This is a genomic window from Phenylobacterium sp. GW821-FHT12F10, from assembly GCF_058806695.1.
Genome location: NZ_JBXAPY010000003.1, coordinates 24,523 through 51,270, shown reverse-complemented (window position 1 = coordinate 51,270; position 26,748 = coordinate 24,523). Strand labels below are relative to the sequence as shown.

The window sequence follows — 26,748 nt, the reverse complement described above, 5'->3', positions numbered from 1 at the left end:
AAGCTCCCCAGCTTGTCGCCGTAGCTAGGCCCCTGCTCCATCAATCCTCAAGTGAAGGATTGGACATAACGCCCCATGTCATCCCGCGCCGCGCGCGCCGCCCCTGGGTCCCGGCTCTGCGGCCCTGACGGGCCTTGGCCGGGATGACGGTTGCTAGAGAACTTCCACGGTCAGATTGCCGTTGGTGTAGACGCAGATCCTGGCCGCGATCCCCATGGCCCGGCGGGCCAGGTCGTCGGCGGTGCGGTCGGTCTCCATCAGGGCCAGGGCGGCGGCGAGCGCATAGTTGCCCCCCGAGCCGATGGCCGCGACCCCGGTTTCCGGCTCCAGCACGTCGCCGGCCCCGGTGACGGTGAAGATATTGTCCTTGTCGGCCACCAGCAGCATGGCCTCCAGCCGCCGCAGATAGCGGTCGGTGCGCCAGTCCTTGGCCAGGTCAACGCAGGCCCGGGCCAGCTGGTCGGGATACTGCTCCAGCTTGGCCTCCAGCCGCTCGATCAGGGTCAGGGCGTCGGCGGTGGCGCCGGCGAAGCCCGCGATCACCTTGCCCCCGGCCAGCTTGCGCACCTTGCGCGCATTGCCCTTGACGATGGTCTGGCCCATCGACACCTGTCCGTCGCCGGCGATGACGGTCTGTCCGTCCTTGCGCACGGCCAGGATGGTGGTCCCATGCCAGTCGGGGAAGCTTGTCTTGTCAGCGGGTGTCATGCTGGCCGATGTGAGCAGGCGAAGGGTCAAGGTCAAGGACGATGAGTTTTTCCGACGACGAGGTCGAGCGCTACGCCCGCCATCTGGTGCTGCGCGAGGTGGGGGGGCCGGGCCAGCAGCGGCTGAAGGCCGCCCGGGTGCTGATCGTCGGCGCCGGGGGCCTCGGCGCGCCCGCGGCCCTCTATCTCGCCGCCGCCGGGGTCGGGACCCTGGTCCTGGTCGATCCCGACCGAGTCGACGTCTCCAATCTCCAGCGCCAGGTGATCTATACCCAGGGGGATGTCGGCCGCTGCAAGGTGGAGGCCGCCGCCGAGCGGCTGCAGGCGCTCAACCCCCACGTCCATGTCGAGCGGGTCCCGGTCCACCTGGAGGAGGCCAATGCGCGCGCCCTGGTGCGCGGCTGCGACCTGGTGCTGGACGGCACCGACGACTTCGCCACCCGCTTTTCCGTCAACGCCGCCTGCGTGGCCGAGCACGTGACCCTGGTCTCCGGCGCCATCGGCCGCTGGACCGGCCAGGTGGGCGTGTTCCGCCGCGCGCCCTGCTATCGCTGCCTGGTGCCGGAGATCCCCCCCGAGGCCGAGACCTGCTCGGCGGTCGGGGTGGTGGGGGCCCTCGCCGGCGTGGTGGGCTCGATGATGGCGCTCGAGGCCATCAAGATCCTCACCGGGGCGGGGGACCCGCTCGCCGGCCGGCTGCTGATCTATGACGGCCTGTCGGCCGAGACCCGCACGGTGAGGATCGGCCCCGACCCGGAGTGCGAGGTCTGCGGGGGAAACCCTTAGAGCATCGAGGTCAGCACCCGGTCCGGCGGCTTGTGGCCGTCCATCCAGGTCTTGATATTGATGATCACCTTCTCGCCCATCTCGGTGCGGGCCTCCACCGTGGCCGAACCCAGGTGGGGCAGGAGGACGGCGTTGGAGAGCTTGAGCAGCTTGGGATTGATCGCCGGTTCGAACTCGAAGACGTCCAGCCCCGCCCCGCCGATCTCCCCCTTGGCCAGCTGATCGGCCAGGGCGCCCTCGTCGATGATCTCGCCGCGGGCGGTGTTCACCAGGATGGCGTGGGGCTGCATCAGCTTCAGCCGGCGCGCCGACAGCAGGTGATAGGTGGCGGGCGTGTGCGGGCAGTTGACCGAGATGATGTCCATCCGCGCCAGCATCTGGTCGAGGCTCTCCCAGTAGGTGGCCTCCAGGTCCTCGGCGATGCGGGGGCTGACCGGCTTGCGGTTGTGATAGTGAATCTGCATGCCGAAGGCCTTGGCCCGGCGCGCCACGGCCTGGCCGATCCGGCCCATGCCGATAATTCCTAACCGTTTTCCGGAGATCCGCCGCCCCATCATCCAGGTGGGCGCCCAGCCGGTGAAGCCCCCGGCCTGGGCCACATTGGCCCCCTCCACGATGCGGCGGGAGACCGCCATCATCAGCGCCAGCGTCAGGTCGGCGGTGTCCTCGGTGAGCACGCCCGGGGTGTTGGTGACGCTGATGCCGCGCGCATTGGCGGCGGCCACGTCGATATGGTCCACCCCGGCCCCGAAATTGGCGATCAGCTTCAGTTGGTCCCCGGCCTGGGACAGGATGTCGGCGTCCAGCTTGTCGGTGATGGTGGGGACGATGACGTCGGCGGTCTGCACCGCCGCGATCAGGGCGGCGCGGTCCAGGGGCTCGTCGTTCAGGTTGAGCTGGGTGTCGAACAGTTCCCGCAGCCGTGTCTCCACGGGATCCGGAAGCCTGCGCGTGACGATGACTTTGGGCTTTCGGGCGGGCATGGGCGGCTTCGCGGAACTCGAAAAAGGGCGTGCGGCGCGCGGGTGACTGGCGCGTCGTGAGATGAACCTCTAGCAAAGGGCATATGAGCGGCCAAGGCGAGGCGGAAACGGCGATGAGCGCGCGGGCGTGGGCGCCGCTTTTGACGGCGGCCCTGTTCTGGGCCCTGGGCGCGGCCCAGACGATGGCGGCCGCCGACCGTCCGACGCCGTCGGGTTTCCCGGTGCCGCGCTATGTCTCCTTGAAATTCAACGAGGTGAACGCCCGGTCCGGCCCCGGCGACGACCATCGCCTGCTGTGGGTCTATCACGCCCGCGACCTGCCGGTGCAGGTGGTGGCCGAGAACACCGAATGGCGGCGGATCTGCGATCCCGAGCACGGCATGGCCTGGGTGCACCGGCGCACCACCGACGGCCGGCGCACGGTGATGCGGATCAAGCCGGCCCCGCTCGCCCTGCGCGGCGGGCCCAAGGCCAGCGCCCCGGTGCACGCGATTTTGAACGCCCGGGCCCTGGCCGCGTTGGTCCGGTGCGACAGCAAGGGTTGGTGCAAGGTCCGCGTCGACGGCGTCTCGGGCTGGGCCCCGGCCGCCGAACTCTGGGGAACCGACGACCGCCCGCAATGCCGTTGAGCGACGCGGCCGGCTCTGCTAGGCCCTGACCCCACTTTTGAAGCCGGAAGGCGAACTGCATGACCATGGGCGTGAAGGCCAAGGACAACTACAGCTTCGAGGATCTCATGGCGTGTGCGCGCGGTGAGATGTTCGGGCCGGGCAACGCCCAGCTCCCGGCGCCGCCGATGCTGCTGTTCGACCGCATGACCAAGATCACCGACGAGGGCGGCGATCATGGCAAGGGCTTCATCGAAGCCGAATTCGACATCAATCCGGGCCTCTGGTTCTTTGATTGCCACTTCATCGGCGACCCGGTCATGCCCGGCAGCCTGGGCCTGGACGCCCTCTGGCAGCTGGTGGGCTTCTATCTCGGCTGGATCGGCGGCAAGGGCCGCGGCCGCGCCCTGGGCTGTGGCGAGGTGAAGTTCGGCGGCGAGGTGACCCCGAACATCAAGAAGGTCACCTACAAGATTCAGATGAAGCGCGTCATCAACCGCCGGCTCGTCATGGGGATCGGCGATGGTGTGCTGGAAGCCGATGGCGTTCCTATCTACTGGGCGCAGGATCTCCGCGTCGGTCTCTACCAACGGTAAACGGTAAAAGCCGTCTGGATCTGGGAGCAAACATGCGTCGCGTCGTCGTCACGGGTATCGGTATCGTCTCCTCGATTGGCGCCAACGCCAACGAGGTCCTCGCCTCGCTGCACGAGGCCAAGTCGGGGATCTCCTTCGCCCCGGACTATGCGGAGCTCGGTTTCCGCAGCCAGGTCCAGGCCAAGCCCGACGTGGACTGGGAGTCCATGGTGGACCGCCGCGCGGCCCGCTTCCTGGCCCAGGGCACCGGCTTCGCCCACATCGCCATGGAACAGGTGATCGCCGACTCGGGCCTTGCGGAGGCCGATGTCTCCAATGTGCGCACCGGCCTGATCGTCGGCTCCGGCGGCCCCTCCACCCGGTCCATCATCGAGGCGGCCGAAACCGCCAAGACCCGCGGTCCCAAGCGGGTCGGCCCCTTCGCCGTGCCCAAGGCCATGAGCTCGGGCCCCTCGGCGACGCTGTCGACCTGGTTCAAGATCAAGGGGCTGAACTTCTCCATCTCCTCGGCCTGCGCCACCTCCACCCACTGCATCGGGGTCGGCTACGAGCAGATCCTGATGGGCAAGCAGGATGTGGTCTTCGCGGGCGGGACCGAGGAGCTCGACTGGACCCTCAGCGTGCTCTTCGACGCCATGGGCGCCATGAGCTCCAACTTCAACGAGACCCCGGCGGTGGCCAGCCGCGCCTATGACGCGGCCCGCGACGGCTTCGTGATCGCCGGCGGCGCCGGCATCGTGGTGCTGGAGGAGTACGAGCACGCCAAGGCCCGCGGGGCCAAGATCTATGGCGAGATCCTCGGCTACGCCGCCAATTCCGACGGCTTCGACATGGTCGCCCCCTCCGGCGAGGGCGCGGCGCGCTGCATGAACCTGGCCATGGCCGACCTGGGCGGCCGCAAGATCGACTACCTCAACCCGCACGGCACCTCGACCCCGGTGGGCGACCTCAAGGAGATGGAGGCCGTGCGTTCGGTGTTCGGGGACAAGGCGCCCTACATCTCCTCGACCAAGTCCCTCACCGGCCACAGCCTGGGGGCCGCCGGCGCCCAGGAGGCGATCTATTCCCTGCTGATGCTCAACAACGGCTTCCTGGCCGAGAGCGCCCACATCGAGAACCTCGACCCCGCCTTCGCCGACCTGCCGATCCTGCGCAAGCGCCTGGACCAGCAGGTGGAGACGGTGATGTCCAACAGCTTCGGCTTCGGCGGCACCAACGGCTGCCTGGTGATGGGCCGGGTCTAGGGGCTTGGGCGCCGCGGTCTTCCGTCCCGCCCGCCGGCAGGACGTGGCGCGGATCGTCCAGCTGCTGGCCGACGATCCCCTGGGCTCGGGCCGCGAGCGGTTCGAGGACCCGCTGCCCGACAACTACTACGCCGCCTTCGACCGCATCGAGGCTAGCGACGGTAATATCCTAACCGTCGCGGAGCTGGACGGGGCCGTGGTGGGCTGCCTGCAGATGACCTTCATCCCCGGCCTCTCCAACCAGGGCGCCGACCTGGCCCTCATCGAGGGCGTCCGCGTGGACACCGCCCTGCGCAGCCAGGGCCTTGGCGGCCAACTCATTGAATGGGCTCTGCAAACCGCCCGCGCCCGCGGCTGTCAGGCCGTCGAGCTCTTCACCCACAAGACCCGCGCCGACGCCCACCGCTTCTACGACCGGCTCGGCTTCGAGCAGAGCCACGTGGGCTACCGCATCAAACTTTAGGAGAACCCGCCGTGGCCGAGGACTATGACCTGCCCAGGGGCGACCTGATGAAGGGCAAGAAGGGCGTCGTCATCGGCGTCGCCAACCACCAGTCCATCGCCTGGGGGATCGCCGCCCAGCTGGCCGCCCAGGGCGCGGAGCTGGCCTTCCTGCACCTGCCGGGCATGGAGCGCCGCGTCCAACCGCTCGCCGACTCCATCGGGGTGGGGACCGTCCTGCCGGTGGACGTCACCGACGACGCCCAGATGGACGCGGCCTTCGCCGGGGTCGAGGCGGCCTTCGGGACCCTGGACTTCTTCGTTCACTCCATCGCCTTCGCCCCCCGCGACGAGATCAAGGGCTCCTTCGTGGAGAACACCACCCGGGCCGGCTTCCTCCAGGCCATGGACATCTCGGTCTACAGCTTCGTCGACTGCGCCCGCCGCGCCTCGCGGCTGATGCCCAACGGCGGCTCGATCATCTGCATGACCTATCTGGGCGCCGAGCGGGTGATCCCCAACTACAACACCATGGGGGTGGCCAAGGCGGGCCTGGAGGCGGCCACCCGCTACGCCGCCCGCGACCTGGGCCCCGCCAAGATCCGGGTCAACGCCATCTCGGCCGGTGCCATGCGCACCCTGTCCCTGGCCGGCATCGCCGGGGGCCGCGAGAAGCTCTCCCAGGGCCGGGCCATGTCGGCCCTGAAGGAGGACACCTCCATGGAGGGGGTGGCCGGGACGGCGCTGTGGCTGCTCTCGGACCTCGGCCGCTCCACCACCGGCGAGGTGGTCCATGTGGACGCCGGCTTCCACATGATCGGCCTACCCGACGACTTCGGGGCCGAGTAGGGCCGGTCAGACCGAATAGGCCCGCAGGAAGCGCCGCGCGGCTTCGGCGGCGATGTGGTCGATCTGGGGCTCGGTGAGGCCCCGGTCGACCCCCAGCAGTTCGGCCAGCTGGTAGGTGCCGGCCACCATGCCGCCGAAGAACTCCGCAGCCTGGGCCGGGTCGTCGGCGGCCAGCCGCCCGGCGGCGGTCTCCCGGGTCAGGAAGGCGGCCAGGCGGGCACGTGACGCCTTGGGCCCGGCCTCGAACACCGCGCGCGCCACTTCCGGCGCCTCGCCGGCCCCCTGGATGTAGAGCCGCATCAGGGCGGTGGCGCGGGGATTGACCAGGGCCTGCAGCATGATCCTGGCGAAGCCGGCCAGGGCCTCCTCCGGATGCTCGTCGGCGCCGGGCATCTCCAGCGGGGCGGTGATGTCGGTCACCCGGCGGTCCACCAGGGCCGCGATCAGCTCGGCCTTGGAGCCGTAGTGATTGTAGATGGTCTGCTTGGAGACCCCGGCGCGGCGGGCGATCTCCTCCATGGAGGCGGCCAGGCCGCGCTCGGCCAGGACGCCGATGGCGGCGTCCAGGATGGCCTCGCCCTTGGCCAGGTCGATCTGTCCGGCGATCCGCGGCATCAGTGGCCCCCGCCGCCGGGGGGCGCCTGCGGGATGGCCGGCGCCGGCTTGGCCAGGAGGGCCAGGCCGATGGCGATGACGCAGCCGGCGGTCAGGAACATGAAGACATCGGCGAAGGCCATCACCAGGGCCTCGCGCCGCAGCATCATCCCCATCAGCTTGCGCATGCCCCCCTCGGGATCCAGGGCGCCGGAGGCCTGCATCATGGCGGTGAACTGGGTCATCATGGTCTGGGCCTCGAGGCTGCCGCTGTTCAGCGAGGCCGACAGCTCGGCCAGGTGGACGGCGCTCATATGGGCCAGGATGGTGGTCACCATGGCCAGGCCCACGGCCCCGCCGATGTTGCGGATCAGGTTCAGCAGGCCCGAACCGTCCTTCATCAGGGTGAGCGGCAGGGTGGAGATGCTCATCTGGGAGGCGGCGATCATGGCGATCATCGCCCCCAGGCCCCGGCAGATCTGCAGCACCAGGAACTCGTTGAAGCCCCAGTCGGCGCCGACGTGCAGGCCTTGGCCCAGCCCGACCCCCACCAGGGAAAAGCCCAGCACCAGGCCGATTCGCAGGTCCATGGTGCGGATCACCCGTCCCGCGATGGGGGCGGCCAGGAACATGGTCAGGCCCGAGACCAGCATGGTGGTGCCCACCTGGCCGGGGGAATAGCCGCGGATCTGCGCCAGGTAGAGGGGCAGGACGAAGGTGCCGGAATAGAGGCTCATCCCGGAGACGAAGTTCATCACCGTGCCGAGCGCGAAGTTGCGGTCGGTGAAGGGCGCCAGGGAGACGATGGGCTGGCGATAGGTGAGCTGCCGCCAGGTGAAGGCCGCGCCGGCCAGCACCGACAGGACGGTGAGCCAGAGAATCTTGTCGTCCTTCAGCCAGCCGTCGCCCGCGCCCTCCTCCAGCACGTACTGCATGCTGAGCAGGAAGACTGCCATCAGGACCAGGCCCGTCCAGTCGATCCCCTTGGCCAGGGAGGGGTCTCCCTTGTCGAAATTGGCGTAGCGGCCCACCAGGAACAGGGAGAGCAGGCCCGGGATGACGTTGATGTAGAACAGCCATCGCCAGCCGAGGGCCTCGGTCAGGTGGCCGCCGATGGTCGGGCCCACCGTGGGCGCCAGGGTGACGATCAGGCCCACCACAACATTGGCCGTGACCCGGCGCTCGAGGGGGAAGACGGTCATGGCCGCGGCGAAGACCTGGGGGATCATGGCGCCCCCGGCCAGGCCCTGCAGGGCGCGGGTGACGATCATCATCTCGAAGGTGGTGGACAGGCCCGTGAGGATCGAGGCGACGACGAAGGTCACGGTGGCGGCCATGAAGAAGGGCCGCGTGCCCCACATCTTGGAGAAGTAGGCGGTGAGCGGGATCATCACCACCTCGGCCAGCAGGTAGATGGTCTGCACCCAGCTGATCTCGTCGGAGCTGGCGCCGACCCCGGCCTGGATCTGCGAGAGCGACGAGGCGACGATCTGGACGTCCAGCACGGCCATGAACTGGCCGATCACCATGCCGCCGAAGCCCAGGAAGACCTTCAGCCAGTCGATCTCGCCGGTCTTGGTGAGGTGGCCGCCGGGGGGCGCCGGTTGCGGGGGACGGTCGATGGCGGCGGCGTCGGCCACGGCGGGCGCCTAGCGCGAGACGCCGCGGCGGGCGAGCTCGGTGTCCGGCGTGGCGTCGGCGAAGCCCTGGCCGGTGTCCTGGCGCACGTCGACCTTGACCGCCACCGACAGGCCCGGCCGCAGGGCGCCGGCCAGGGGCTCCTTGGGATCGACGGCGATCTTCACCGGCAGGCGTTGGGCGATCTTGGTGAAGTTGCCCACGGCGTTCTCCACCGGGATCAGGGCGAACTCCGACCCCGTGGCCGGGGCGAAGCTGTCGATGTGGCCGCGAATGGTCTGGCGGCCGAAGGCGTCGGCGCGGATCTCCACCGGCTGGCCGACCCGCAGGCGCGAGACCTGGGTCTCCTTGAAATTGGCCACCACATAGGCCTGGCCCAGCGGCACGATGCTCATCAGGGCCGAGCCGGGCCGGACATACTGGCCCGGCCGCACCGACTTGGCGCCCACCACCCCGGCGACTGGGGCGCGGATCTCGGTGCGGGAGACATCGATGCGGGCGGCGTCGACCGCGGCGTGGGCGGCCTGGGCCTGGGCGAGCGTCTGGGCCCGCGCCGAGCCCAGGGCGGCGGCGGCGCGCCGCTCGGCCTCCAAGGTGGCCTGGGCCTGGGCGACCCCGGCCTCGGCGGTGCCGGCGGCGGCCTTGGCCGACTGGGCCCGCTGCGGCGAGACCCAGCCCTGTTGGGCCAGCGCCCCATAGCGACTGAGTTCGGAGGCGGCCATCTGGGCCTGGGCGTGGGCCGAATCCACCCCGGCCGCCTTCTGGGCGATCATGGCGGTCTCCAGGGCCGACTTGTCGTCCACCCCCTGCACCGCGGCGTCCAGGGCCTGGGCGTTGGCGATGGCCTGGGCGAGCTTGGCCTGCAGCGAGGCGGCGTCCAGCCGGGCCACGACCTGGCCGGCGGCGACCCTCTGGTTGTCCTCCACCAGGACCTGGGCGACATAGCCGTCCACCTGGGGGGCCACCACCACCTTGTCGGCGGCGATGAAGGCGTTGTCGGTGGACTCGTAGCGCTGCTTGCTCGTCCACCAGATCCCGCCGCCGACGATCAGCGCCAGGGCCACCACCCCGCCGACGGCGAGGGGGACAAGTCGGGATCTCGGCAAGCCGGCCATCGGTGAAGTCCCCGCAAACCTGGACCCACGGGTCCAAGAAACAGCAGATAGGCGTCGCGCCAGCTTGGCAACGGATAAATGGACGCATGCGTCCAAAAAACAGGCGCCCCGGCGGAGGGGCTGGACGCCCCGGCCCGATCGTCGGCATATCGGCCCATGAGCGAGACCTTCGACGCCGACGTCATCATCGCCGGGGCCGGCATGGCCGGGGCCACCCTGGCGCTGGCCCTGAAGCAGGGCGGACTGACCCCGATCCTCATCGACCCCATCGTCTTCGACGCCCAGCTGGCGCCGACCTTCGACGGCCGCTCCTCGGCCATCGCCTACGCCAGCTTCCGGCAATGGCGGGCGCTGGGCCTGGCCCAGGACATCGAGCCCCACGCCCAGCGGATCGAGCAGATCCTGGTGACCGACGGCCGCAGCCCCGGCGCCTCGGCGGGAAAGCCTTCACCGTTCTACCTGCGCTTCGACTCCGCCGAGATCGCCGATCGTTCCGACGGCGAGCCCCTGGGCTACCTGCTGGAGAACCGCCGCTCCCGCGCCGCCCTGGCCACGGCGGTGGAGAAGGCCGGTATCACGGTTCTGGCCCCCGCCCGGGTGGCCCAGGTCAGTTTCGAGACCGATCGCGCCCGGGTCGCCCTGGAGGACGGCCGGGTCCTGACCGCTCCCCTCGTGGTGGGCGCCGAGGGCCGCGCCTCGGTTGTGCGCGCCGCCGCCGGGATCAATTCCCTCGGCTGGGCCTACGCCCAGACCGGCGTGGTGGCGACGGTGAAACTTTCACGGCCTCATGAGGGCGTGGCCCACGAATATTTCCTGCCGGGCGGCCCCTTCGCCATCCTGCCGCTCACCGAGGACCGGGCGAGCCTGGTCTGGACCGAACCCACCGCCAAGGCCCAGGCCCTGAAGTCGGCCCGCCCGGAGGTGTTCCACGCCCACCTGCAGCGCCGGTTCGGCGCCCTGCTCGGCGAGGCCCAGGTGATGGGACCGGTCTTCACCTATCCCCTGTCCCTGCAGCTGGCCGAGCGCATGTGCGCGCCGCGCGCCGCCCTGCTGGGGGACGCCGCCCACGGCATCCATCCCATCGCCGGCCAGGGGCTGAACCTGGGGCTGAAGGGCGCGGCGGCCCTGGCCCAGGTGCTGGTGGACGCCGCCCGCCTGGGGGAGGACATCGGCTCGGAGGTGGTGCTGGAGCGCTACGCCCGCTGGCGGCGGTTCGACAACATCTCGGTGGTGGCCGCCTGCGACCTCTTCGTGCGGCTGTTCTCCAACGACAATCCCCTGCTGCGCCTGGCGCGCGGCGCGGGCATGGCCGCGGTCAACCGCATCGGCCCCGCCCGCCGCTTCTTCATGAACGACGCGGGCGGAGCCCTGGGGGACCTGCCCCGGCTGTTGCGGGGCGAGGCGCTCTAGCCGGAGCGCCGCGCCGCGAAGTTGAGCATGCCGTCCCCGGACCGGGGCGCGCGGCCTGGCCGATAGTTGGCGCTGACCTCGATGTCGACGAAGCCGGCCACGGCCAGGGCCATCTGGAACTCCCGCATCCCCCAGACCCGATAGGCGAAGAGCTCGAGCTGGCTCTCCAGCAGCCGGCCGTCGCGCCACCGTTCATAGGTGTCGTGATTGACCCGCCGCTGGCCGAGGGGATCGGTCTCCACCCGCTGGGAATTCAGCCGCAGCAGGTCGCCGTTGGCCGCGGTCCAGCTGCGCACCCCGCCTGGGGCCTCGAGGAAGCTCAGGGGCGGCAGGTCGACCAGGAGAAGGCCTCCGGGGGCCAGGGCGTCGCGGAAACGCTCCAGCACCGCCAGGGCCGCGTCGAAGTCATCCACCAAAATGAGGGAACTGGCCGGAACGATGATGGCGGCGAAGGCCCGGTCGAAGGCGAAGTCCTGGAATCGCGCCTGGGCGAGGTCCGGCGCCAGGCCGCGGGCCTCGGCGTTGCGCCGGCAGACCGCCAGCATCTCGGCCGAATGGTCGAACCCCACCATGTCGAGGCCCGCCTCCAGCAGGGGGATGAACAGCCGGCCGGTCCCCACGGCGGCCTCGAGGACGGGGCCGTCCAGGGGCTTCAGGCGGTTCTGGTAGTAGGGGATGTCGAACAGCGACCCGACCGGCTTGTCCAGGTCGTAGATCTCCGCGCAGAGGCTTCCGTAGCGGTTGAGGGTGTCGGTCATGATGTCTCGTCGTCGCGAGGTGTCAGGCATGCGCCGGGGTCCGCTCGAGGCGGCCGGCGCGCGAAAACCTGCGGACGCTGGATGGGGCGCTAGGCGCCCGGGGCGGTCCGCGTGGACGAACGAGCCTTCATGAAACCGCCTCCCGATCTGAAGATGAGACCGCGACGGTGCGCGGAGGGGCCGGACCTGTCAATTGCGCGGCCCCGCGGCCCTCGCTATCGGGTGGCGAGGGGAGGGGGACCATGACCGCACGGCGCATCCACATCGTCGGGGCCTCGGGCTCGGGAACCACCACCCTCGGCGCCGCCCTGGCCCAGGCGATGGGCCTGCCGCACCACGACAGCGACAGCTTCTTCTGGCTCCCCACCGAGCCGCCCTTCACGACGCAGCGGCCGCAGGATGAGCGGCTGCCGATGTTGAAGGCCGCCCTGCCGGCGGATGGCGGCTGGGTGATCTCCGGCTCCCTGCTGTCCTGGGGGCTGGAGGTGGCCGACCGGTTCGACCTGGTGGTCTTCCTCTATCTCGACCCCGAGATCCGCATGGCCCGCAGCCTGGCCCGTGAACGCGTCCGCTATGGCGACCGGATCCTACCCGGGGGCGACATGCATGAAGCGCATGAGACGTTCATGACCTGGTCGCGGGGCTATGACGACGGCTCCAACGGCGGCCGGAGCCTGCCCAGCCACAAGGCTTGGCTTTCGACCCTCGCCTGCCCGGTGCTGGAGATCGGCGACGCGCCGTCGGTGGAGGCGAGCGTGGCCCGGGTGCTCTCGGCCGCCGCCCGCGCCTGAGGGCGGCTTGCGGCGCAACGTCGCGGGAGGCCACGCCCCTTGGCGGTTGGCCGTCCCGCCCGCGGCGGTCTCGGCCGAGACGGACCGCAACCTCGCCTCTGCGCCGGCATCCCTTGCCGCGTCCCGAAAACGCCGCGGCCGACATCGCCCCCGCCGCCTGACCTGGTCGCACCTGGAATTGCGGCCCGCGACGGTGCGCAACTCCAGGGTAGGGCGGCGCTATACTCAATCCGGGGAGAGTAGCGGCGCCGGGCATTACTTGTGATCACCTAGTATTAACGCCGCGTATACCAAGCCCTTGGATCAGTCGACCTGGCGACCGTTTCCCGCGCGCCAGCGCGCCGGACCGCCGCGATGACTTCAAGGGTGCGACATGACGTTTCTCGATGACTGGAAGATTTCCGCCAAGATCCTGACCGCCTTGCTCGTGGTGTCGATCGCCTTCGCCGCCTCGGCCGCCTTCAGCAGCCTGGAGATGATGAAGGCGGAGAAGGCCTATGGGAGCCTCACCCAGCACAGCGCGCCGTCAGCGCTGGAGATCTCGCGAGCCAACCGGCAGATCAATCAGATCGGCTACGCCGCCTACCGCACCATCGCCTATGACGGCGCGGGGGCCGAGGCCCAGGCGGCCAAGGCCGCCTATGAGGAGTCCGTGGCCAAGCTGCGCGCCAACCTCGACAAGGCCGCCAAGCTGGAGCCGAAGGACGCCGGCAAGATCGCCGAATTCCGGACCCGGGCCGAGGAGGTCGTCGCCGGGGGCGGCCAGGCCGTCGCCCTGGGGCTCCAGAACCAGGCGGCCGAGGCCAACGCCGTCATGATGGCGCTCGATCCCAAGATCGCGGCCCTGACGGCGGATCTGCGCGCCTTCAATGAAATCTCCGCCAACGCCGATCAAAAGATGACGGCCGAACTCGCGGCGGCCGGTCGCCGGACGGTGATGGCCAACATCGTGATGGCGGTGGCCGGCATCGGCGGCGGCCTGGCCGTCGGCATGTGGATCGCCAATGGCAAGATCTCCCGTCCCCTCAACCGCCTGGCCGAGCACATGCGGCGCCTGGCGGGCGGCGACCTGGAGGTCGAGGTGGACGGCCAGGCCCGCGGCGACGAGGTGGGCCTGATGGCCAAGGCCGTCCAGGTGTTCAAGGACAACGGCCTGCGGGCTCGGGCGCTGGAGACGGAGGCCACGGAACTGCGGTCCGCCGCCGAGACCGAACGGGTGATGACCGAGGCCGAACGCAAGAAGGTCGAGGCCGAGCAGGCCATGGTGGTCTCCACCCTGGCGGCCAATCTCGGCCGCCTGGCCCAGGGGGACCTGACCTCCCGCATCGAGGCGGAATTCACCGGCCAGTACCTGCAGATCAAGAAGGACTTCAACGCCGCCGTCGACAGCCTGGAGGAGGCCATGGGGGCCATCAGCAGCGCCACCGACGGCATCAAGGGCGGGTCCGACGAGATCGCCACGGCCTCCGACGACCTGTCGCGGCGCACCGAGCAGCAGGCCGCCAGCCTGGAGGAGACCGCCGCGGCCCTGGATCAGATCACCGCCACCGTGCGCCGCAGCGCCGAGGGCGCCAAGCAGGCCTCCGCCGCCGCCGCCACCGCCCGCACCGACGCCGCCCGCTCGGGCGAGGTGGTCAATGAGGCCGTCTCAGCCATGGGGGAGATCGAGGAGAGCTCGGGCCAGATCACCCAGATCATCAGCGTCATCGACGAGATCGCCTTCCAGACCAACCTCCTGGCCTTGAACGCCGGGGTCGAGGCCGCCCGCGCCGGCGACGCCGGCAAGGGCTTCGCCGTGGTGGCCTCCGAGGTCCGCGCGCTCGCCCAGCGGTCCGCCGAGGCCGCCAAGGAGATCAAGACCCTGATCGCCTCCTCCTCCTCCCAGGTGGAGCGCGGAGTCAGGCTGGTGGGGGAGACCGGGGAGGCCCTGAGCGCCATCGTCACCCGGGTGACCGAGATCGACACCCTGATCTCCGAGATCGCCCAGTCGTCGCAGGAGCAGGCCACCGGCCTCGCCCAGGTCAACACCGCCGTCAACCAGATGGACCAGGTCACCCAGCAGAACGCCGCCATGGTGGAGCAGGCCACCGCGGCCGCCTCCAGCCTGCGCTCCGAGGCCGACGACCTCACCCACCTGGTGTCCCGCTTCCAGACCGGGAGGCGGACGCCCAGGGCCGCCGCCCGGCCGGTGGTCGCCCAGCCGGGCCGCCACGCCCCGGCCGCCAATCCGGTGGCCCGCGCCCAGGGCCGCCTGGCCGCGGCCATGGCCCCGGCGCCCTCGACCAATGAATGGGAAGAGTTCTGATGGAGGCCCTGGCTTCGGGCGGGGTGCTGGAGCTGATCTCCTTCGAGATCGGCGGCCAGTCCTTCTGCATCGACATCCGCTCGGTGCGCGAGATCCGCGGCTGGACCCCCGCCACGGCCATGCCCCACACCCCGACCTACATCCAGGGGGTGATCAACCTGCGCGGCGCGGTCATGCCGGTGATCGACCTGCGCAGCCGCCTGGGGCTGGGGGTGACCGATCCCTCCTCGCGCCACGTCAATGTGGTGGTCCAGCATGGTCCCCGCCTGGCGGGGCTGCTGGTGGACGCGGTCCAGGAGACCTTCATGGTCGATTCCAGCATCCTGCAGACGCCGCCGCACATGGACGCCACCTCCAGCGAGGTCTTCGTCGACGCCATCATCCCCCTGGAGGGGCGGATGCTCAGCCGTCTGGTGGTGGAGTCCCTGATGCCGGCCGAGCCGGCGCAGGCGGCCTGACGATGCGGAGTCCGGGGCCGACCTAGTCGGTCAGGTCCCGGGCCTCTTCCGGCAGCATGATCGGCACCCCGTCGCGGATGGGATAGGCCAGCCTGGCCGACTTGGAGACCAGCTCGCCCCGCTCGCGGTCGTAGGTGAGCGGCCCGTGGGTCACCGGGCAGACGAGGATCTCCAGCAGGCGCGGGTCGATCTCGGCGGTGAGGGCGGGGAGGGGCTGGGTCATGACGCCATCCCTACTGCATGGAATGGCCGGCGTCATCGCCGTCTTCCAGGGCGTCGATCTCCAGCAGGGTGGTGAGCGCATCCACCCGCTCGATGAGGGTCGGCGCCTCCAGCAGGGCCTGTTTCTCCAAGGGTTCGAAGGGCAGGCCCATGGCCAGGCTGGTGACCAGGCTCTCCAGGGGCGCGGTCTCGGCGGTGTCCCAGTCGATGTCCAGCTCGCGGCGATTCAGGTACTTCTTGAGCGCCTTGGCGAACCGCTTGCGGTCGAACTCGTCGGGATCGACCTCCTCGTCGGCCAGGTCGCCGAAGAAGGGGGCGAAGGCGGTGCGCACCTGGCGATAGGGGGTCTTCACCGGCAGCTCCTCGCCGGCCTCGAAGCGGCAGACCCCGGTCAGGGTGATGAGATAGGTGCCGTCGGAGGTCTCGTTGAAGCTGGTGATGCGCCCGGCGCAGCCGACATGGGCCAGGTTGGGCCGCGAGCGCTCGCCGCCGGGCCGGGTCTGGACCATGCCGATCATGCGGTCGCCGGCCATGACATCGTCGATCAGGTTCAGATAGCGGGGCTCGAAGATGCGCAGGGGCAGCTCACCGCCGGGCAGCAGCATGGCGCCGTCCAGGGGAAAGACCGGGATCACCTGCGGCAGGTCGCCCGGGCTCTGGTAGCCGCCGGGGACGGCGCGTTCGCCCTTCATGAGAACAGGATCGACGACAGCCGCCGCCTCCCCGACCGGGCCACGTCGGAGCCGGGCCCCGCGGCCTCGAAGATGGTGATCAGCTGCTTGCGGGCCGCCTCGTCGTTCCAGGCGCGGTCGGCCTCGATGATCTTCAGCAGATGGTCCGACGCCGCCTCCCAGGCGCCGCGGCCGGCGAGCGCCGTGGCGATCTCATAGCGGGCCTGGTGGTCATTGGCGTCGGCGGCCAGGCGCTTCTCCAGGTCGGAGGTCTCCTCCGGCGCGGCGTCGGCCAGGGCGAGCGCGGCGCGCACGCTGTCCAGGTCGGGGTCCTTGGCGCCTTCCGGGGCCATGTCGGCGATCTCGCGGGCCCGCTCGGGCTCGCCGCCCTGCAGATAGACCCGGGCCAGGCCCCCGAGCGCCTTGGCGTTGGCGGGGTCGCCCTGCAGCACCTGGGCGAAGGCCTGGGCCGCGCCGCCCAGGTCGCCGAGCTCCAGGGACTCCTTGGCCATGGCCAGCAACGCGTCGGTCTCGTTGGCCGGCGCCTGGCCGGCGATGCGGTCGACGAACTGTTTCACCTGGCTGTCGGGCAGGGCGCCCATGAACCCGTCGATGGGCTGGCCGCCGGAAAAGGCGAACACCGCGGGAATCGACTGCACCCGCAGCTGACCCGCGTACTGCGGGTGCTGATCGATGTCGATCTTCACCAGCTTGACCTTGCCCTTGGCCGCCAGCACCGCCTTTTCGATGGAGGGGCCGAGCTGCTTGCAGGGGCCGCACCAGGGCGCCCAGAAGTCGACGATCACCGGCGTGGTCTTGGACGCCTCGATCACGTCGGCCATGAAGCCCGCGTCGCTGCCGTCCTTGATGAGGTCGCCGCCGGCGCCCGGCGCGGTTTCACCGATGAGGGTCATGGTCTGCAGTCTTTCCCGTCCGGGGGTTGAACGTCTCGGCGCCTAAAATGGTCCCAAGCGGCCCGCGCTTCAACGGACGAAACCATCCTCGACCACAGCCATGGCCGTGAAGTCCACCACCAGGGGCGTGATCCCCAGGGCCTGGAAGAACCGCCGCAGCCCCGCCTGGCTGACCGTGGTGGTGGCGGTGTTGGTGAGAGGGTGAAAATTTACCCGTTCGGCCTGGGCCAGCGCCCGGTCCAGGACGAAGGTCACCCGGCGGTCGGCGTCGTTGATCATCGCGAAGGCGGTCACCGAGCCCGGCGTCACCCCCAGGGTCTCGGCCATCAGCTCTGCGCTGCCGAAGGAAAGCCTCGCCGAGCCGATCACCGGGTGCAGGCGCTTGAGGTCGATCACCGTGGTGTCCTGGGCCGAGATCAGCCACAGCCGGCCCTTGGCGTCCTTCAGGAACAGGTTCTTGCTGTGGGCGCCGGCGATGCCGTGCTTGATCTCCTCGCCTTCCCCCACCCGGAACACCGCCTCGTGCTCGGTGGTGGCGTGGTCGATCCCGTGGGCGTCGAAGAAGGCGATCAGGTCGGGGCGAGTCAGCATTCGGCTTGATACCGAACTGGACGCGGGCGCGACAGGCTGGCTAGACCAGAGACTGGTCACTTGCGTCGAGAGCCCGCCATGGAACTTGAGTGCTACCCCACCGCCGAACGCCCGCCGGAAATCGTGCCGGGCCGCCCGCAGCGGGCCTGGATGGACCATTTCGCCGAGCGGCACCCCTATCGCTGCCTGCCGCTGGCCATGGCCAACACCACCGGCTGGGAGATCCTCTGTCCCATGGCCTTCACCGCCGAATGGAACGGCGGGGCCCGGCAGGAGGATATCAAGCTCAAGACCGACCACCCGCACCCGGACTTCCACAACTTCGCCAAGAGCCACTTCAGCCACGGGGTGGTGACCTTCCACCCGGGCTATCTGTTCCGCACCCCGCCGGGCTGGTCGATGATCGCCCAGGGACCCCCCAACCACGTCAAGGACGGCATCCAGCCCCTGGCCGGCCTGGTGGAGACCGACTGGCTGCCCTTCCCCTTCACGATGAACTGGATCTTCACCCGCCCCGGCGTGGTGCGGTTCGAGAAGGGCGAGCCCTTCTGCTTCATCACCCTGACCCAGGACAAGGTGATCGCGGAGGTCCAGCCGGTGATCAAGTCGATGAGCCGCAACCCCGAACTGCGCGACCAGTACGACGTCTGGGAGAAGCACCGGGCGGAGTTCAACAAGAAGATCTTCCAGCTCGATCCGGAGGCCACCAAGGCCGCCTGGCAGCGCTATTACTTCAAGGGCGAGTTCCCGCCGGAGATCGAAAACGAGGCTCCCAAGGACCATGTGAACAAGCGCCGGCTCAAGGCGCCGCGGTTCATGGGGTGAGAAAGACGCCAATAGAGGCCAGCCCCGCTTGCCAAGCCCCGGACCCTCTGCCATAAGCCCGCTCTCGAATTTCGGGGCCATTCCTGACAGGGGATCGGTTTCACGGAGTGCGGGCGTAGCTCAGTGGTAGAGCACAACCTTGCCAAGGTTGGGGTCGAGAGTTCGAATCTCTTCGCCCGCTCCAGAAATTCGATCGACCCGCAGGCCCGGCGTACCTCCCCATCCGGGGGAAGGGACGGCGAACCGGAACCGGGCCCTGATATGGAACCTTAAGACCGCATGTTCGAACCCAAAGGCATGAAGCACGCCGACCGCCAGGCGACCTCCGCCGCGGCGAAGAAGGCCCTGCTGGAACGCTTCAAGCCCAAGCCCACCGTCATCGATCCCAATATCGAGGCCCGCAAGGCCGCCGCCGCCGCCGAGCTGGAGGCCGTCCGCGCCGCCCGCAACGCCGAGCGCGAGACCAAGCGCGCCGCCGCCGCCGAGGCCGAGCGCCTGCGGCTGGAGGATGAGGCCATCACCCAGGAAGCCCGCGACCTGGACCTGCGCGCCAAGCAGAAAGAGGCCCGCGACCTGCGCTACGCCGCCCGCAAGCAGAAGCGGAAGTAGGCGAAAGCTTCACGGCCCCGAGACGACCCGACGCCCGCTTCCCACCAGGACGCGGGCGTTTTTCTATCCGCCTTGCGTCGCCGCGCGTTGAGCCCCTGCATGTTCGAACAGCTTATCGCCTATCAGGCCGGGCAGCAGCCCGACGCCGCGGCCCTGGTCCACGGCGGCGACAGCTTCACCTTCGCCCGCATGGCCGCCGACATCGGGCGCTGCGCCGCCTGGCTGGCGACCCTGGACCTGCCCCTGGACGCCCGCGCCCTGGTCTGCACGCCCCATCCCTACCTGCACTGGGTGCTGACCTTCGCCCTGGAGCAGAACGGCCTGGTGAGCGCCTGCAGCGCCACGGCGGAGGACATCCCCCGCGACATCGCCCTGCTGAAGCCCCAGGCGCTGTTCGCCAGCGCCCCGCCCGCCGGCCCGCCGGAGGTTCCCACCTATCGGATCGACCAGGCCTGGATCGACGCCCTGTGGGCCCATGCCCCCACCACGGCGCGGCGCCGTCCGCGGCGCAAGGATGATCCCTGCCGCATCATCGTCACCTCCGGCACCACCGGCTCGCCGAAGAAGATCCTGCTGACCCGCGAGGTGATCGACGTCCAGACCGGCGCCCTGCTGTTCAACCAGTTCTATGTCCGGCCGCGGCTGCGAGCGGCCGCCACGGTGGGGGCCGGGTCCATCGGCGGCCTGAAGACCAGCCTGCTGTGCTGGGCCCAGGGGGGAACCATGTGCCACCCCGATCCGGCGATGGGCTGGGCCCCGGCCCTGGACGCCCTGCAGATCAACCTGATCCGCCTGGCCCCGCATCATCTCCAGACCCTGCTGCGCGCCCTGCCCGGCGACGCCGCCCCCAGGCCCGACCTGATCGTCGGGATCATCGGCGGCTCGATCTCCAAGGCCCTGGCCGAGGAGACCCGGGCCCGGCTGAGCGGAAACATCGTGGTCAATTACGGGTCCACCGAGGCCGGCGCCACGGCGCTCGGCCGGCTGGCGGACATGGCCGGCGCGGAGGACGCCGCGGGCTTCGTCTGCCCCTGGGCGGAGGTTCAGATCCTGGGTCCGGAGGGCGAGGTCCTGCCGCCGGGCCAGGTGGGGGAGATCCGCATCGGCGGGGCGGGCCTGGTGGATGGCTACATGGACGATCCGGCGGCCACCGCGCAGATGTTCCGCGACGGCTGGTTCTGGCCGGGCGACCTGGGGGTGATCGACCCCCACGGCCTGCTGCGGGTGGTGGGGCGGACCAACGACCTGATGAATGTCGGCGGGGCGAAGTTCCTGGCCTCGCGGCTGGAGGCCCTGGTCCTGGCGGTGGAGGGGGTAAGCGACGCCGCGGTCTTCCTGGCCCCGGACGCCGACGGCCTCGACGCGCCGCACGTCGCCTATGTGGCCGAGGATGGCCTCGACCTGGCGGCCCTCGGGCGCGTCATCGACGGGGCGCTCGGGCGCCCGGCGCGGCTGCTGCGGGTCGCGCAGACGCCGCGCAACGCCATGGGCAAGATCCAGCGCGACCGCCTGCGCCAGATGCTCGACGAGGAGCCCGGTCAGGCCTCGATCTTGTTGTAGGGGTACTGGTCGCGGATCTCGTAGGCGAAGAACTGGCCCTTGGAATCGGCGTCGATGAAGCTGCGGTGCACCTCGCCGGGCACCCCGACATAGACGTACTCGTCTCCGTCGTGGAACCGGACGAACAGCTTTGATCGATCCTCGTCGTAGCGGATATCGCTGATAGCGGCGGATTGGATCTGCATCGGGACCTCCAAAGTCTCCGTCGACGGACTAAAACACCACGAGCCTGGGGGATGGTTCCCGCGGGGACCGACGCATGTCACCTTGACGCGAACCGGCCACAACCTGGGCCGGAGGAATTTCGGGGGAAATCATGCAACCGCACTACGAAGTCGCCATCGTCACCATCGCGGCCCTGCTCGTCTATGTCTGGATGGGTCTGCGGGTGGGCAAGGCTCGTCAAGTTTCCGGCATCGCCGCGCCCGCCATGCACGGCGACGCCCACCTGGAGCGCAATATCCGGGTCCACTACAACACCCTGGAATGGCTGCCGATCTTCCTGGCCGGCCTGTGGCTGTTCGCCATCTACTGGGACGACCGCATCGCCGCGGCCGTGGGCGTGGTCTGGATCGTCGGGCGCATCGTCTATGCGCTGGGCTATGTGGCCGACCCCGGCAAGCGGGAGGCGGGCTTCCTGATCCAGGCCCTGGCCGCCGCCGTCCTGCTGTTCGGCGCGCTCGGCAGGGTCATCTGGGCCATGCTCCAGACCGGGACGGTCTAGGCGAACAGCACCCAGGCCTGCCAGATGGACAGGCCGGTCACCAGGGCCCCCACCAGCCAGGTCAGGGCCCGCAGCGGCAGGACCTTGGTGGCCCAGCCGGCGACGGGGGCGGCCACCACCCCGCCGGCGATCAGGCCGACCACCGACCACAGGTGGTCGGTCAGGCCCGTCGTCTCCCAGTGGCCGGTGACCAGCGCGGTGATGAAGGCCGCCGAGACCGCCACCGACATGAAGAACTCCGCCGCGTTGGTGGTGCCGATCGCCTGGCGGGGGTCGGCGCCGCCGCCCATCAGGGTGGAGGTCACCACCGGCCCCCAGCCGCCGCCGCCCACGGCGTCGAAGAAGCCGCCGGTGAGGCCGAGCGGGAAGGGCAGGCGCCAGGAGAACAGCTTGGGGCGGGCCTGCCGCCAGGCGCGATAGAGGATCACCAGGCCCATCAGGCCCAGCCACCCCACCACATAGGGCTTGATCACCGCCCCATCGATGGAGGTGAGCAGGTAGGTGCCGGCCACCCCGCCCAGCACCCCGCCCGCCGACAGCAGCAGCAACAGGCGCCAGCCGATATTGCGGTGGTAGATGTGGCTGATGGCCGAGGCCGCGCCGGTGAACATCTTGGCGGCGTGGACGCTGGCCGAGGCGTTGGCGGGACTGACCCCAAGCGCGAGCAGCACGGTGGAGCAGATCACCCCATAGGCCATGCCGAGCGCGCCATCGACGAGCTGGGCCGCGAAGCCCACCGCGACGAACAGCCAGAATTCGGAACCCATGAGGTCGCCCCTTTGTGCGCGGCCTATGTGGCGGAAATTCCCCACCCAAGCATTGGGGATTAACTCGGGGCCCGCGCAAGTTTTCTGAAGGCCTTCGGGTGGTCCCGGCGCCCTGGGCGGCGGCGGCGGGAGGCCGAATCAGTCGCGCTCGCCCCTCTCGCCAACGAAATCATACTCAGAATGGGTATAACGCGTTGTTTTTAATGGGATATTTATCGCGACAAAACGTCCCAAGCTCAAGGTTGCGACCATCTGCCCGTGAGAATAGAGCCGCGGCGCGACCGCAGTCTCGAGGGTCGGCCCTACCCCGGTAGGGCCAGTGGCCGTTCCAGATCACATCCGCGCTCCGCGATGACGCGACAAGGAAGTCGCCCCGCGCTCCCCGTCTCTCCTGAGTTGTTCGGTTCATCAGTCTTGGAAGCCGGAAAGTAGCGCCAGTATTCGCCGTATCCAACCCGGCCAGGTTGTTGGAAGTTCTGTTGAGAGAACGCAGGGCTTTCCTCGTCACGGCCTGGACTCGCCCGGCCGCTCATTAGGTGTTTCCCGGGGGTTTGCTATGTGCTCGCCCCGTTCAGCCCAACGGGGCGAGGGGAAAACGATGTTGCGAGACCACAAGAAACTGCTGGCCGCAGGAGCGATGACGCTCATGCTGGCCACGCCAATGGTCGGCCACGCCGATCCGGCCAAGGACCTGGCGGTCGCCGCCCGGGCCCTGACCTTCCTGGAGAATGGGCCCACGGGCCGCGCCGTGCTGGGGGTGGTCTTCGACCCCTCCAAGCCGGGCTCCGTGGCCGAGAAGAACGCCATCATGGCCGCGCTCGGCGCGGGCTATGCGGCCGGCGCGGTCACCCTGACCGGCAAGCCGATCGAGGCCTCCGCGGTCGGCGGCGCCGCCGGCGTCGCGGCCCTCTACGTCACCGAGGGCGTCAACTACGGCGCGGTCGGCGGGGCCGCCAAGGCCAAGAAGCTGATCACCATCGGTTCCGACCCGGCCTGCGTGAAGTCCGGCGCCTGCGTGATGGGCGTGGCCACCGACCCCAAGGTCGACATCACCGTCAACCGCGCGGCCGCCGCCGCCGTGGGCGCCACCTTCAAGGCCGCCTTCCGCATGATGATCAAGGAGGTCTGAGCCGAGCCGGCTTGGAACGAACACCCATGAAAAAGCAAATCCTTCTGGCCGGCGCCGCCGCCGGCCTGGCGCTCGCCGCCTCCACCGCCGCCCAGGCCCAGTCCATCGACTACGGCTCCCTGCAGGAGCTGTTCGGCGAGGCCGTGACCACCTCGGCCACCGGTTCTCCGCAGCGCTCCACCGAAGCGCCCGCCGACATGCAGATCATCTCGGCCGACGAGATTCGCCGCTCCGGCGAGACCAGCCTGCCGGGCATCCTGCAGCGGGTCGCGGGCATCGACGTGCTCAACCACTCGGCCGGCCAGTCGGACGTCAATGTCCGTGGCTATGACCAGGTCTCCTCGCCGCGCCTGCTGGTGCTGGTCAACGGCCGTCAGGTCTATCTGGACCACTATGGCGTGACGATCTGGGCCACCATCCCGGTCCAGCTCGACGAGATTCGCCAGATCGAGGTCGTGAAGGGCCCCAACAGCGCCCTGTTCGGCTTCAACGCCGTGTCCGGCGTGGTCAACATCATCACCTACAACCCGAAGTTCGACGACACCGACGTGGTGACCGTGCGCGCCGGGACCCACGGCTCCACCAGCGGTTCGCTGGTGAGCACCTTCAAGCTGGGCCAGGCCCTGTCGGCCCGCCTCTCCGTCGGCGGCAGCCGCCAGGATGAGTGGGCGGCCAAGGCCGTCCTGCCGACTGCGGACGAACTTCACGATCCCCACTCGGCCTCCGCCAATCTGGACGTCGTCGCCCAGCTGGCCGAGAAGACCGAACTGCGCATGGAGGGCTCCTGGTCCAACATTCAGCAGGACAGCCGCGCCGCCGGATCCTCCTATACCGTCCTCAAGATGATCACCAATTCCGAGAAGGCCACCCTGACCTCGGACACCAAGCTGGGCACCATTCAGGCCCAGGTCTATCAGAACCAGCTCACGGCGAAGTACAGCATCGCTGGCGGCATCTACTGGAAGAACACCATCACGGTGGCCAGCCTGCAGGACCTGTTCAAGGTCGGCACGGCCCACACCTTCCGGCTGGGGGGCGAATATCGCCACAACACCCTGAACATCGCCCCGGCCAATACGTCGGACGTCAGCTACGACGTGGCGGCGCTGTCGGGCATGTGGAACTGGGAGGTCAACGATAAGCTGACCACCACCACCGCCCTCCGCGTCGACCGGATGTCCCTGGAGCGCACCGGGCCCTTCCTGCCCCGCGCTCCGAACGGCGACAACAGGCTCTGGGACCGGGACATCACCAAGACCAGCGCCAATGCGACGGTGGCCTGGCGGCCGACCGACGCTGACACCTTCCGGCTCTCCTACGGCCGCGGGGTTCAGGCCCCCAGCCTGATCGAGCTCGGCGGGCTTGAACTGCCGCTCGCCGCCGGCCCGATGACCCTGGACATCGTCGGCAATCCGAAACTGAAACCCTCGATCGTCACCAACTACGAGCTGGCCTACGACCACGACTTCGCCCCGATCAAGGCCAAGCTCGGCGTGCGTCTGTTCAGCCAGGACTGGAAGGACATCAAGACCGGGATCAGCACGGCCACCCTGGATTTCTTCCCCACCCTCACGACCAATGGCGGCTTCACCCAGATCAACGGCCTGAATTCCAAGCTGAAGGGCGCCGAAATCACGGCGTCGGGGAAGATCTCCCCCGAACTGGGCTGGCGCGCCGACTACACCGTGACCGACGTGAAGGACGCGCCCTTCGCCGGCGTCAACACCTTCGCCCGGGGCGTCGCCTTCCAAGAGACGACCCCCAAGGGCCGCGGCAATATCGGCGTCGACTACGTCAAGGGCCCCTGGGAGGCTGACGCCAACCTGCACTATGTCGGCGACTATCAGTTCTACGACGTCGTCACGACCAAGCTCACCCCGGTGAACGCCTACGCCAGTCTCTCGGCCCGGGTCGGCTACAGGACCGAGACCGGGATCACCCTGGCCCTGGCCGGCCAGAACCTGCTGCACGAGCGTCAGAACCAGACCAGCGGTCTCGGCGCCGAGCGCCGGGTGCTGTTCACCGTCAGCAAGACCTGGTGACCTAGCGGCCGCCGCCCCTCCCCGGCGGCCGGCAGATCCCAGCCAGGCGCGGCTCGCCGCGCTTGAAAGGCTCCAGGGCGCCCCAGCCCTGGAGCCTTTTTGCTGGGCGCTCTCCGGCGGCGGAGGTCCGGCCCCTATCGCGGCGCGGGCGGACGGGCTAGCTCAGGGCCGACAGCCTCCTGATCCCCGATCCGTCCCATGACCGCCCTTCCCGTCGATCCCGCCCGCTACGCCACCTTCCTGGGGGTGATGGCGGTGATGGCCGTGACCCCGGGGCCGGCCAACGTCTTCGCCATCGCCATCGGGGCCGAGCGGGGGCGCCGGGCGGCGCTCACCGCCGTGGCCGGGATGAACAGCGCCACCCTGGTCTGGTTCGCCGTGGCGGCCCTGGGCCTCGGCGCCGCGGTCCTGGCCTTTCCGCAGGTCTTCCACCTGATCGCCTATGCCGGGGCGGCCTATGTCGCCTGGCTGGGGCTCAAGAGCCTGCTGGCGGCCCGCATCCCGACGATGGGCGAGCTGAAGCCCGCCGCCATCCGTCCCGGCCGCCACGCCTTCCGGGACGGCTTCGCGGTGCAGATCTCCAACCCCAAGGCGATCCTGTTCTTCACCGCCGTCCTGCCCCCCTTCCTGGACCCCGAGCGGCCGCTGCCGCTGCAGCTGGCCAGCTTCGCCTGCGGCACCATCGCCTTCGACGTGATCGCCATGAGCGCCTACGGCCTGGGGGGCGCGGCCCTCGCGCGGCGCATGACCGAGCCGCGGTTCCGGCGGGCCTTCCAGGTCGTCGTGGGCCTGCTGCTCATCGCCGCCGCCGCCCTGATGGCCCTCCGCCGCTAGACCGGTCCCACCGCAACGGGGGGCGCGGCAGGCCAGGACCTACCCGAGACGGCCTTCCCCATCCCCAGATCGGGTATAATATTGTGAATTCAGGGCCTTAACGGGTGCGACAAAGCGCCCGGCCCAGGGGTGCGACAATAGGTTCCAACTTAGTAAGGTTAAGCTTCTTCCCCAGTCTCCGGCCCCGGCCCTACCGCGGTAGGGCCAAGCGTAGGCCGAGCTTCAAGAGCATCGTCGACGGGTCGATGCGATGTCGAGGCCTGCGACGCCCCCGGGTTTCGACGCCGACGTTAAATAATAGCGCAACTCGCTCTGGGTATTACCAGGACTATGTACATACCTAATACATAGGTATGGCTATTGAATGCACAACATAACTGTATTGCGGCGCTAGGAATCCAACAACTGCGCAACGTCGATTAACTTCTATTTACCATTGAGCGGTTCAAAAGCGCCCTCACTTAGCCCGCACCGGGTGAGGGAACGATGATGTCGCGACACCACATGAAGCAGCCGACGGCGGGGGCCATGGCCCTCTCCCCGCTGACGCCGACGATCGGCGCCGGCGGGCCGACGG

The 26,748-nt window shown here is 69.4% G+C and carries 29 protein-coding genes and 1 tRNA gene; 18 read left to right on the top strand and 12 right to left on the bottom strand.

Annotated features, from left to right (window positions below):
- Positions 1-153 precede the first annotated feature (153 nt).
- Positions 154-738: an ATP-dependent protease subunit HslV gene (gene hslV / locus AC1RN5_RS16260; RefSeq protein WP_493042996.1), complete on the bottom strand. Its 585-nt coding sequence runs from the start codon at positions 736-738 to the stop codon at positions 154-156.
- A gap of 11 nt (positions 739-749) precedes the next feature.
- Here hslV and AC1RN5_RS16255 point away from each other — a divergent pair, with 11 nt between their 5' ends.
- The gene (locus AC1RN5_RS16255; protein WP_493042191.1) at positions 750-1,493 is read left to right on the top strand and encodes a HesA/MoeB/ThiF family protein; all 744 of its coding nucleotides are present in this window, start codon (positions 750-752) and stop codon (positions 1,491-1,493) included.
- Here AC1RN5_RS16255 and AC1RN5_RS16250 read toward each other — a convergent pair.
- On the bottom strand, positions 1,490-2,476 hold the full coding sequence (locus tag AC1RN5_RS16250; RefSeq protein ID WP_493042190.1) for a 2-hydroxyacid dehydrogenase: 987 nt from the start codon (positions 2,474-2,476) through the stop codon (positions 1,490-1,492). The genes AC1RN5_RS16255 and AC1RN5_RS16250 overlap by 4 nt on opposite strands.
- 113 nt (positions 2,477-2,589) lie before the next feature.
- Here AC1RN5_RS16250 and AC1RN5_RS16245 point away from each other — a divergent pair, with 113 nt between their 5' ends.
- The 5 genes from AC1RN5_RS16245 (at position 2,590) to AC1RN5_RS16225 (ending at position 6,214) form a co-directional block, all read left to right on the top strand.
- A complete protein-coding gene (locus tag AC1RN5_RS16245; protein WP_493042189.1) occupies positions 2,590-3,105 on the top strand; it encodes an SH3 domain-containing protein in 516 nt (171 codons plus the stop codon).
- Between the two features lie 65 nt (positions 3,106-3,170).
- Entirely contained in the window at positions 3,171-3,680 is a 510-nt protein-coding gene (gene fabA, locus AC1RN5_RS16240; RefSeq protein WP_304699099.1) for a 3-hydroxyacyl-[acyl-carrier-protein] dehydratase FabA, read from the top strand.
- A 32-nt stretch (positions 3,681-3,712) separates the two neighbouring features.
- Positions 3,713-4,924 (top strand): beta-ketoacyl-ACP synthase I, encoded by a 1,212-nt coding sequence (fabB, locus tag AC1RN5_RS16235; protein ID WP_493042188.1) that lies wholly within the window; start codon positions 3,713-3,715, stop codon positions 4,922-4,924.
- A 4-nt stretch (positions 4,925-4,928) separates the two neighbouring features.
- Positions 4,929-5,387: a GNAT family N-acetyltransferase gene (locus AC1RN5_RS16230; RefSeq protein ID WP_493042187.1), complete on the top strand. Its 459-nt coding sequence runs from the start codon at positions 4,929-4,931 to the stop codon at positions 5,385-5,387.
- Positions 5,388-5,398: 11 nt separating this feature from the next.
- Positions 5,399-6,214 (top strand): enoyl-ACP reductase FabI, encoded by an 816-nt coding sequence (locus AC1RN5_RS16225; RefSeq protein ID WP_493042186.1) that lies wholly within the window; start codon positions 5,399-5,401, stop codon positions 6,212-6,214.
- A 6-nt stretch (positions 6,215-6,220) separates the two neighbouring features.
- Here AC1RN5_RS16225 and AC1RN5_RS16220 read toward each other — a convergent pair whose 3' ends face one another.
- The 3 genes from AC1RN5_RS16220 to AC1RN5_RS16210 are packed head-to-tail and all read right to left on the bottom strand — an operon-like array spanning position 6,221 to position 9,561.
- Positions 6,221-6,829 (bottom strand): TetR/AcrR family transcriptional regulator, encoded by a 609-nt coding sequence (locus tag AC1RN5_RS16220; RefSeq protein ID WP_493042185.1) that lies wholly within the window; start codon positions 6,827-6,829, stop codon positions 6,221-6,223.
- Positions 6,829-8,448, bottom strand: coding sequence for a DHA2 family efflux MFS transporter permease subunit (locus AC1RN5_RS16215; protein WP_493042184.1), 1,620 nt, complete (start codon positions 8,446-8,448; stop codon positions 6,829-6,831). Before AC1RN5_RS16215 ends, AC1RN5_RS16220 begins: the two co-directional genes overlap by 1 nt.
- 9 nt (positions 8,449-8,457) lie before the next feature.
- Complete coding sequence (locus tag AC1RN5_RS16210; protein WP_493042183.1) at positions 8,458-9,561, bottom strand: HlyD family secretion protein; 1,104 nt, start codon at positions 9,559-9,561, stop codon at positions 8,458-8,460.
- Positions 9,562-9,717: 156 nt separating this feature from the next.
- Here AC1RN5_RS16210 and AC1RN5_RS16205 point away from each other — a divergent pair, with 156 nt between their 5' ends.
- Entirely contained in the window at positions 9,718-10,971 is a 1,254-nt protein-coding gene (locus AC1RN5_RS16205; RefSeq protein ID WP_493042182.1) for a UbiH/UbiF/VisC/COQ6 family ubiquinone biosynthesis hydroxylase, read from the top strand.
- On the opposite strand, the gene AC1RN5_RS16200 is transcribed toward AC1RN5_RS16205, so the two are convergent.
- Positions 10,968-11,729 carry a class I SAM-dependent methyltransferase gene (locus tag AC1RN5_RS16200; RefSeq protein WP_493042181.1) on the bottom strand — a complete coding sequence of 254 codons (762 nt, stop codon included), beginning with the start codon at positions 11,727-11,729 and terminating at the stop codon, positions 10,968-10,970. The two genes, AC1RN5_RS16205 and AC1RN5_RS16200, sit on opposite strands and share 4 nt — an antisense overlap.
- Positions 11,730-11,971: 242 nt before the next feature.
- On the opposite strand from AC1RN5_RS16200, the gene AC1RN5_RS16195 reads away from it, so the two are divergent.
- The 3 genes from AC1RN5_RS16195 (at position 11,972) to AC1RN5_RS16185 (ending at position 15,283) form a co-directional block, all read left to right on the top strand.
- Positions 11,972-12,520, top strand: a complete 549-nt coding sequence (locus AC1RN5_RS16195) for a P-loop NTPase family protein (protein WP_493042180.1) — start codon at positions 11,972-11,974, stop codon at positions 12,518-12,520.
- A gap of 373 nt (positions 12,521-12,893) precedes the next feature.
- Complete coding sequence (locus tag AC1RN5_RS16190; protein ID WP_493042179.1) at positions 12,894-14,825, top strand: methyl-accepting chemotaxis protein; 1,932 nt, start codon at positions 12,894-12,896, stop codon at positions 14,823-14,825.
- Complete coding sequence (locus tag AC1RN5_RS16185) at positions 14,825-15,283, top strand: chemotaxis protein CheW (protein WP_493042178.1); 459 nt, start codon at positions 14,825-14,827, stop codon at positions 15,281-15,283. Before AC1RN5_RS16190 ends, AC1RN5_RS16185 begins: the two co-directional genes overlap by 1 nt.
- A 22-nt stretch (positions 15,284-15,305) precedes the next feature.
- On the opposite strand, the gene AC1RN5_RS16180 is transcribed toward AC1RN5_RS16185, so the two are convergent.
- The 4 genes from AC1RN5_RS16180 to AC1RN5_RS16165 form a co-directional block, all read right to left on the bottom strand.
- Positions 15,306-15,506: a Trm112 family protein gene (locus tag AC1RN5_RS16180; protein ID WP_493042177.1), complete on the bottom strand. Its 201-nt coding sequence runs from the start codon at positions 15,504-15,506 to the stop codon at positions 15,306-15,308.
- Positions 15,507-15,516: 10 nt separating this feature from the next.
- Positions 15,517-16,197: an LON peptidase substrate-binding domain-containing protein gene (locus AC1RN5_RS16175; protein WP_421933681.1), complete on the bottom strand. Its 681-nt coding sequence runs from the start codon at positions 16,195-16,197 to the stop codon at positions 15,517-15,519.
- Positions 16,194-17,090 carry a tetratricopeptide repeat protein gene (locus tag AC1RN5_RS16170; protein WP_493042176.1) on the bottom strand — a complete coding sequence of 299 codons (897 nt, stop codon included), beginning with the start codon at positions 17,088-17,090 and terminating at the stop codon, positions 16,194-16,196. Before AC1RN5_RS16170 ends, AC1RN5_RS16175 begins: the two co-directional genes overlap by 4 nt.
- A 69-nt stretch (positions 17,091-17,159) precedes the next feature.
- Positions 17,160-17,681 carry a prolyl-tRNA synthetase associated domain-containing protein gene (locus tag AC1RN5_RS16165; RefSeq protein ID WP_493042175.1) on the bottom strand — a complete coding sequence of 174 codons (522 nt, stop codon included), beginning with the start codon at positions 17,679-17,681 and terminating at the stop codon, positions 17,160-17,162.
- 78 nt (positions 17,682-17,759) lie between these two features.
- Here AC1RN5_RS16165 and AC1RN5_RS16160 point away from each other — a divergent pair, with 78 nt between their 5' ends.
- The 4 genes from AC1RN5_RS16160 to AC1RN5_RS16145 all read left to right on the top strand — a co-directional run bounded on the left by AC1RN5_RS16160 (position 17,760) and on the right by AC1RN5_RS16145 (position 20,675).
- Complete coding sequence (locus AC1RN5_RS16160; RefSeq protein ID WP_421933678.1) at positions 17,760-18,506, top strand: DUF6065 family protein; 747 nt, start codon at positions 17,760-17,762, stop codon at positions 18,504-18,506.
- Between the two features lie 109 nt (positions 18,507-18,615).
- Positions 18,616-18,690, top strand: a tRNA-Gly gene (locus AC1RN5_RS16155).
- Between the two features lie 95 nt (positions 18,691-18,785).
- Positions 18,786-19,115 carry a DUF6481 family protein gene (locus AC1RN5_RS16150; protein WP_421933677.1) on the top strand — a complete coding sequence of 110 codons (330 nt, stop codon included), beginning with the start codon at positions 18,786-18,788 and terminating at the stop codon, positions 19,113-19,115.
- Between the two features lie 99 nt (positions 19,116-19,214).
- Complete coding sequence (locus AC1RN5_RS16145; protein ID WP_493042174.1) at positions 19,215-20,675, top strand: class I adenylate-forming enzyme family protein; 1,461 nt, start codon at positions 19,215-19,217, stop codon at positions 20,673-20,675.
- On the opposite strand, the gene AC1RN5_RS16140 is transcribed toward AC1RN5_RS16145, so the two are convergent.
- The gene (locus AC1RN5_RS16140; protein ID WP_493042173.1) at positions 20,654-20,860 is read right to left on the bottom strand and encodes a KTSC domain-containing protein; all 207 of its coding nucleotides are present in this window, start codon (positions 20,858-20,860) and stop codon (positions 20,654-20,656) included. The two genes, AC1RN5_RS16145 and AC1RN5_RS16140, sit on opposite strands and share 22 nt — an antisense overlap.
- A 131-nt stretch (positions 20,861-20,991) precedes the next feature.
- On the opposite strand from AC1RN5_RS16140, the gene AC1RN5_RS16135 reads away from it, so the two are divergent.
- A complete protein-coding gene (locus AC1RN5_RS16135) occupies positions 20,992-21,399 on the top strand; it encodes an MAPEG family protein (RefSeq protein WP_493042172.1) in 408 nt (135 codons plus the stop codon).
- Here the strand turns inward: AC1RN5_RS16135 and AC1RN5_RS16130 are convergent.
- On the bottom strand, positions 21,396-22,166 hold the full coding sequence (locus tag AC1RN5_RS16130) for a sulfite exporter TauE/SafE family protein (protein ID WP_493042171.1): 771 nt from the start codon (positions 22,164-22,166) through the stop codon (positions 21,396-21,398). The genes AC1RN5_RS16135 and AC1RN5_RS16130 overlap by 4 nt on opposite strands.
- Before the next feature lie 646 nt (positions 22,167-22,812).
- Between AC1RN5_RS16130 and AC1RN5_RS16125 the strand changes: the two genes are divergently transcribed.
- The 3 genes from AC1RN5_RS16125 to AC1RN5_RS16115 all read left to right on the top strand — a co-directional run bounded on the left by AC1RN5_RS16125 (position 22,813) and on the right by AC1RN5_RS16115 (position 26,171).
- Positions 22,813-23,295 carry a hypothetical protein gene (locus tag AC1RN5_RS16125; RefSeq protein ID WP_493042170.1) on the top strand — a complete coding sequence of 161 codons (483 nt, stop codon included), beginning with the start codon at positions 22,813-22,815 and terminating at the stop codon, positions 23,293-23,295.
- Between the two features lie 26 nt (positions 23,296-23,321).
- A complete protein-coding gene (locus AC1RN5_RS16120; protein WP_493042169.1) occupies positions 23,322-25,337 on the top strand; it encodes a TonB-dependent receptor plug domain-containing protein in 2,016 nt (671 codons plus the stop codon).
- A 198-nt stretch (positions 25,338-25,535) separates the two neighbouring features.
- A complete protein-coding gene (locus AC1RN5_RS16115; protein ID WP_493042168.1) occupies positions 25,536-26,171 on the top strand; it encodes a LysE family translocator in 636 nt (211 codons plus the stop codon).
- Positions 26,172-26,748 lie beyond the last annotated feature (577 nt).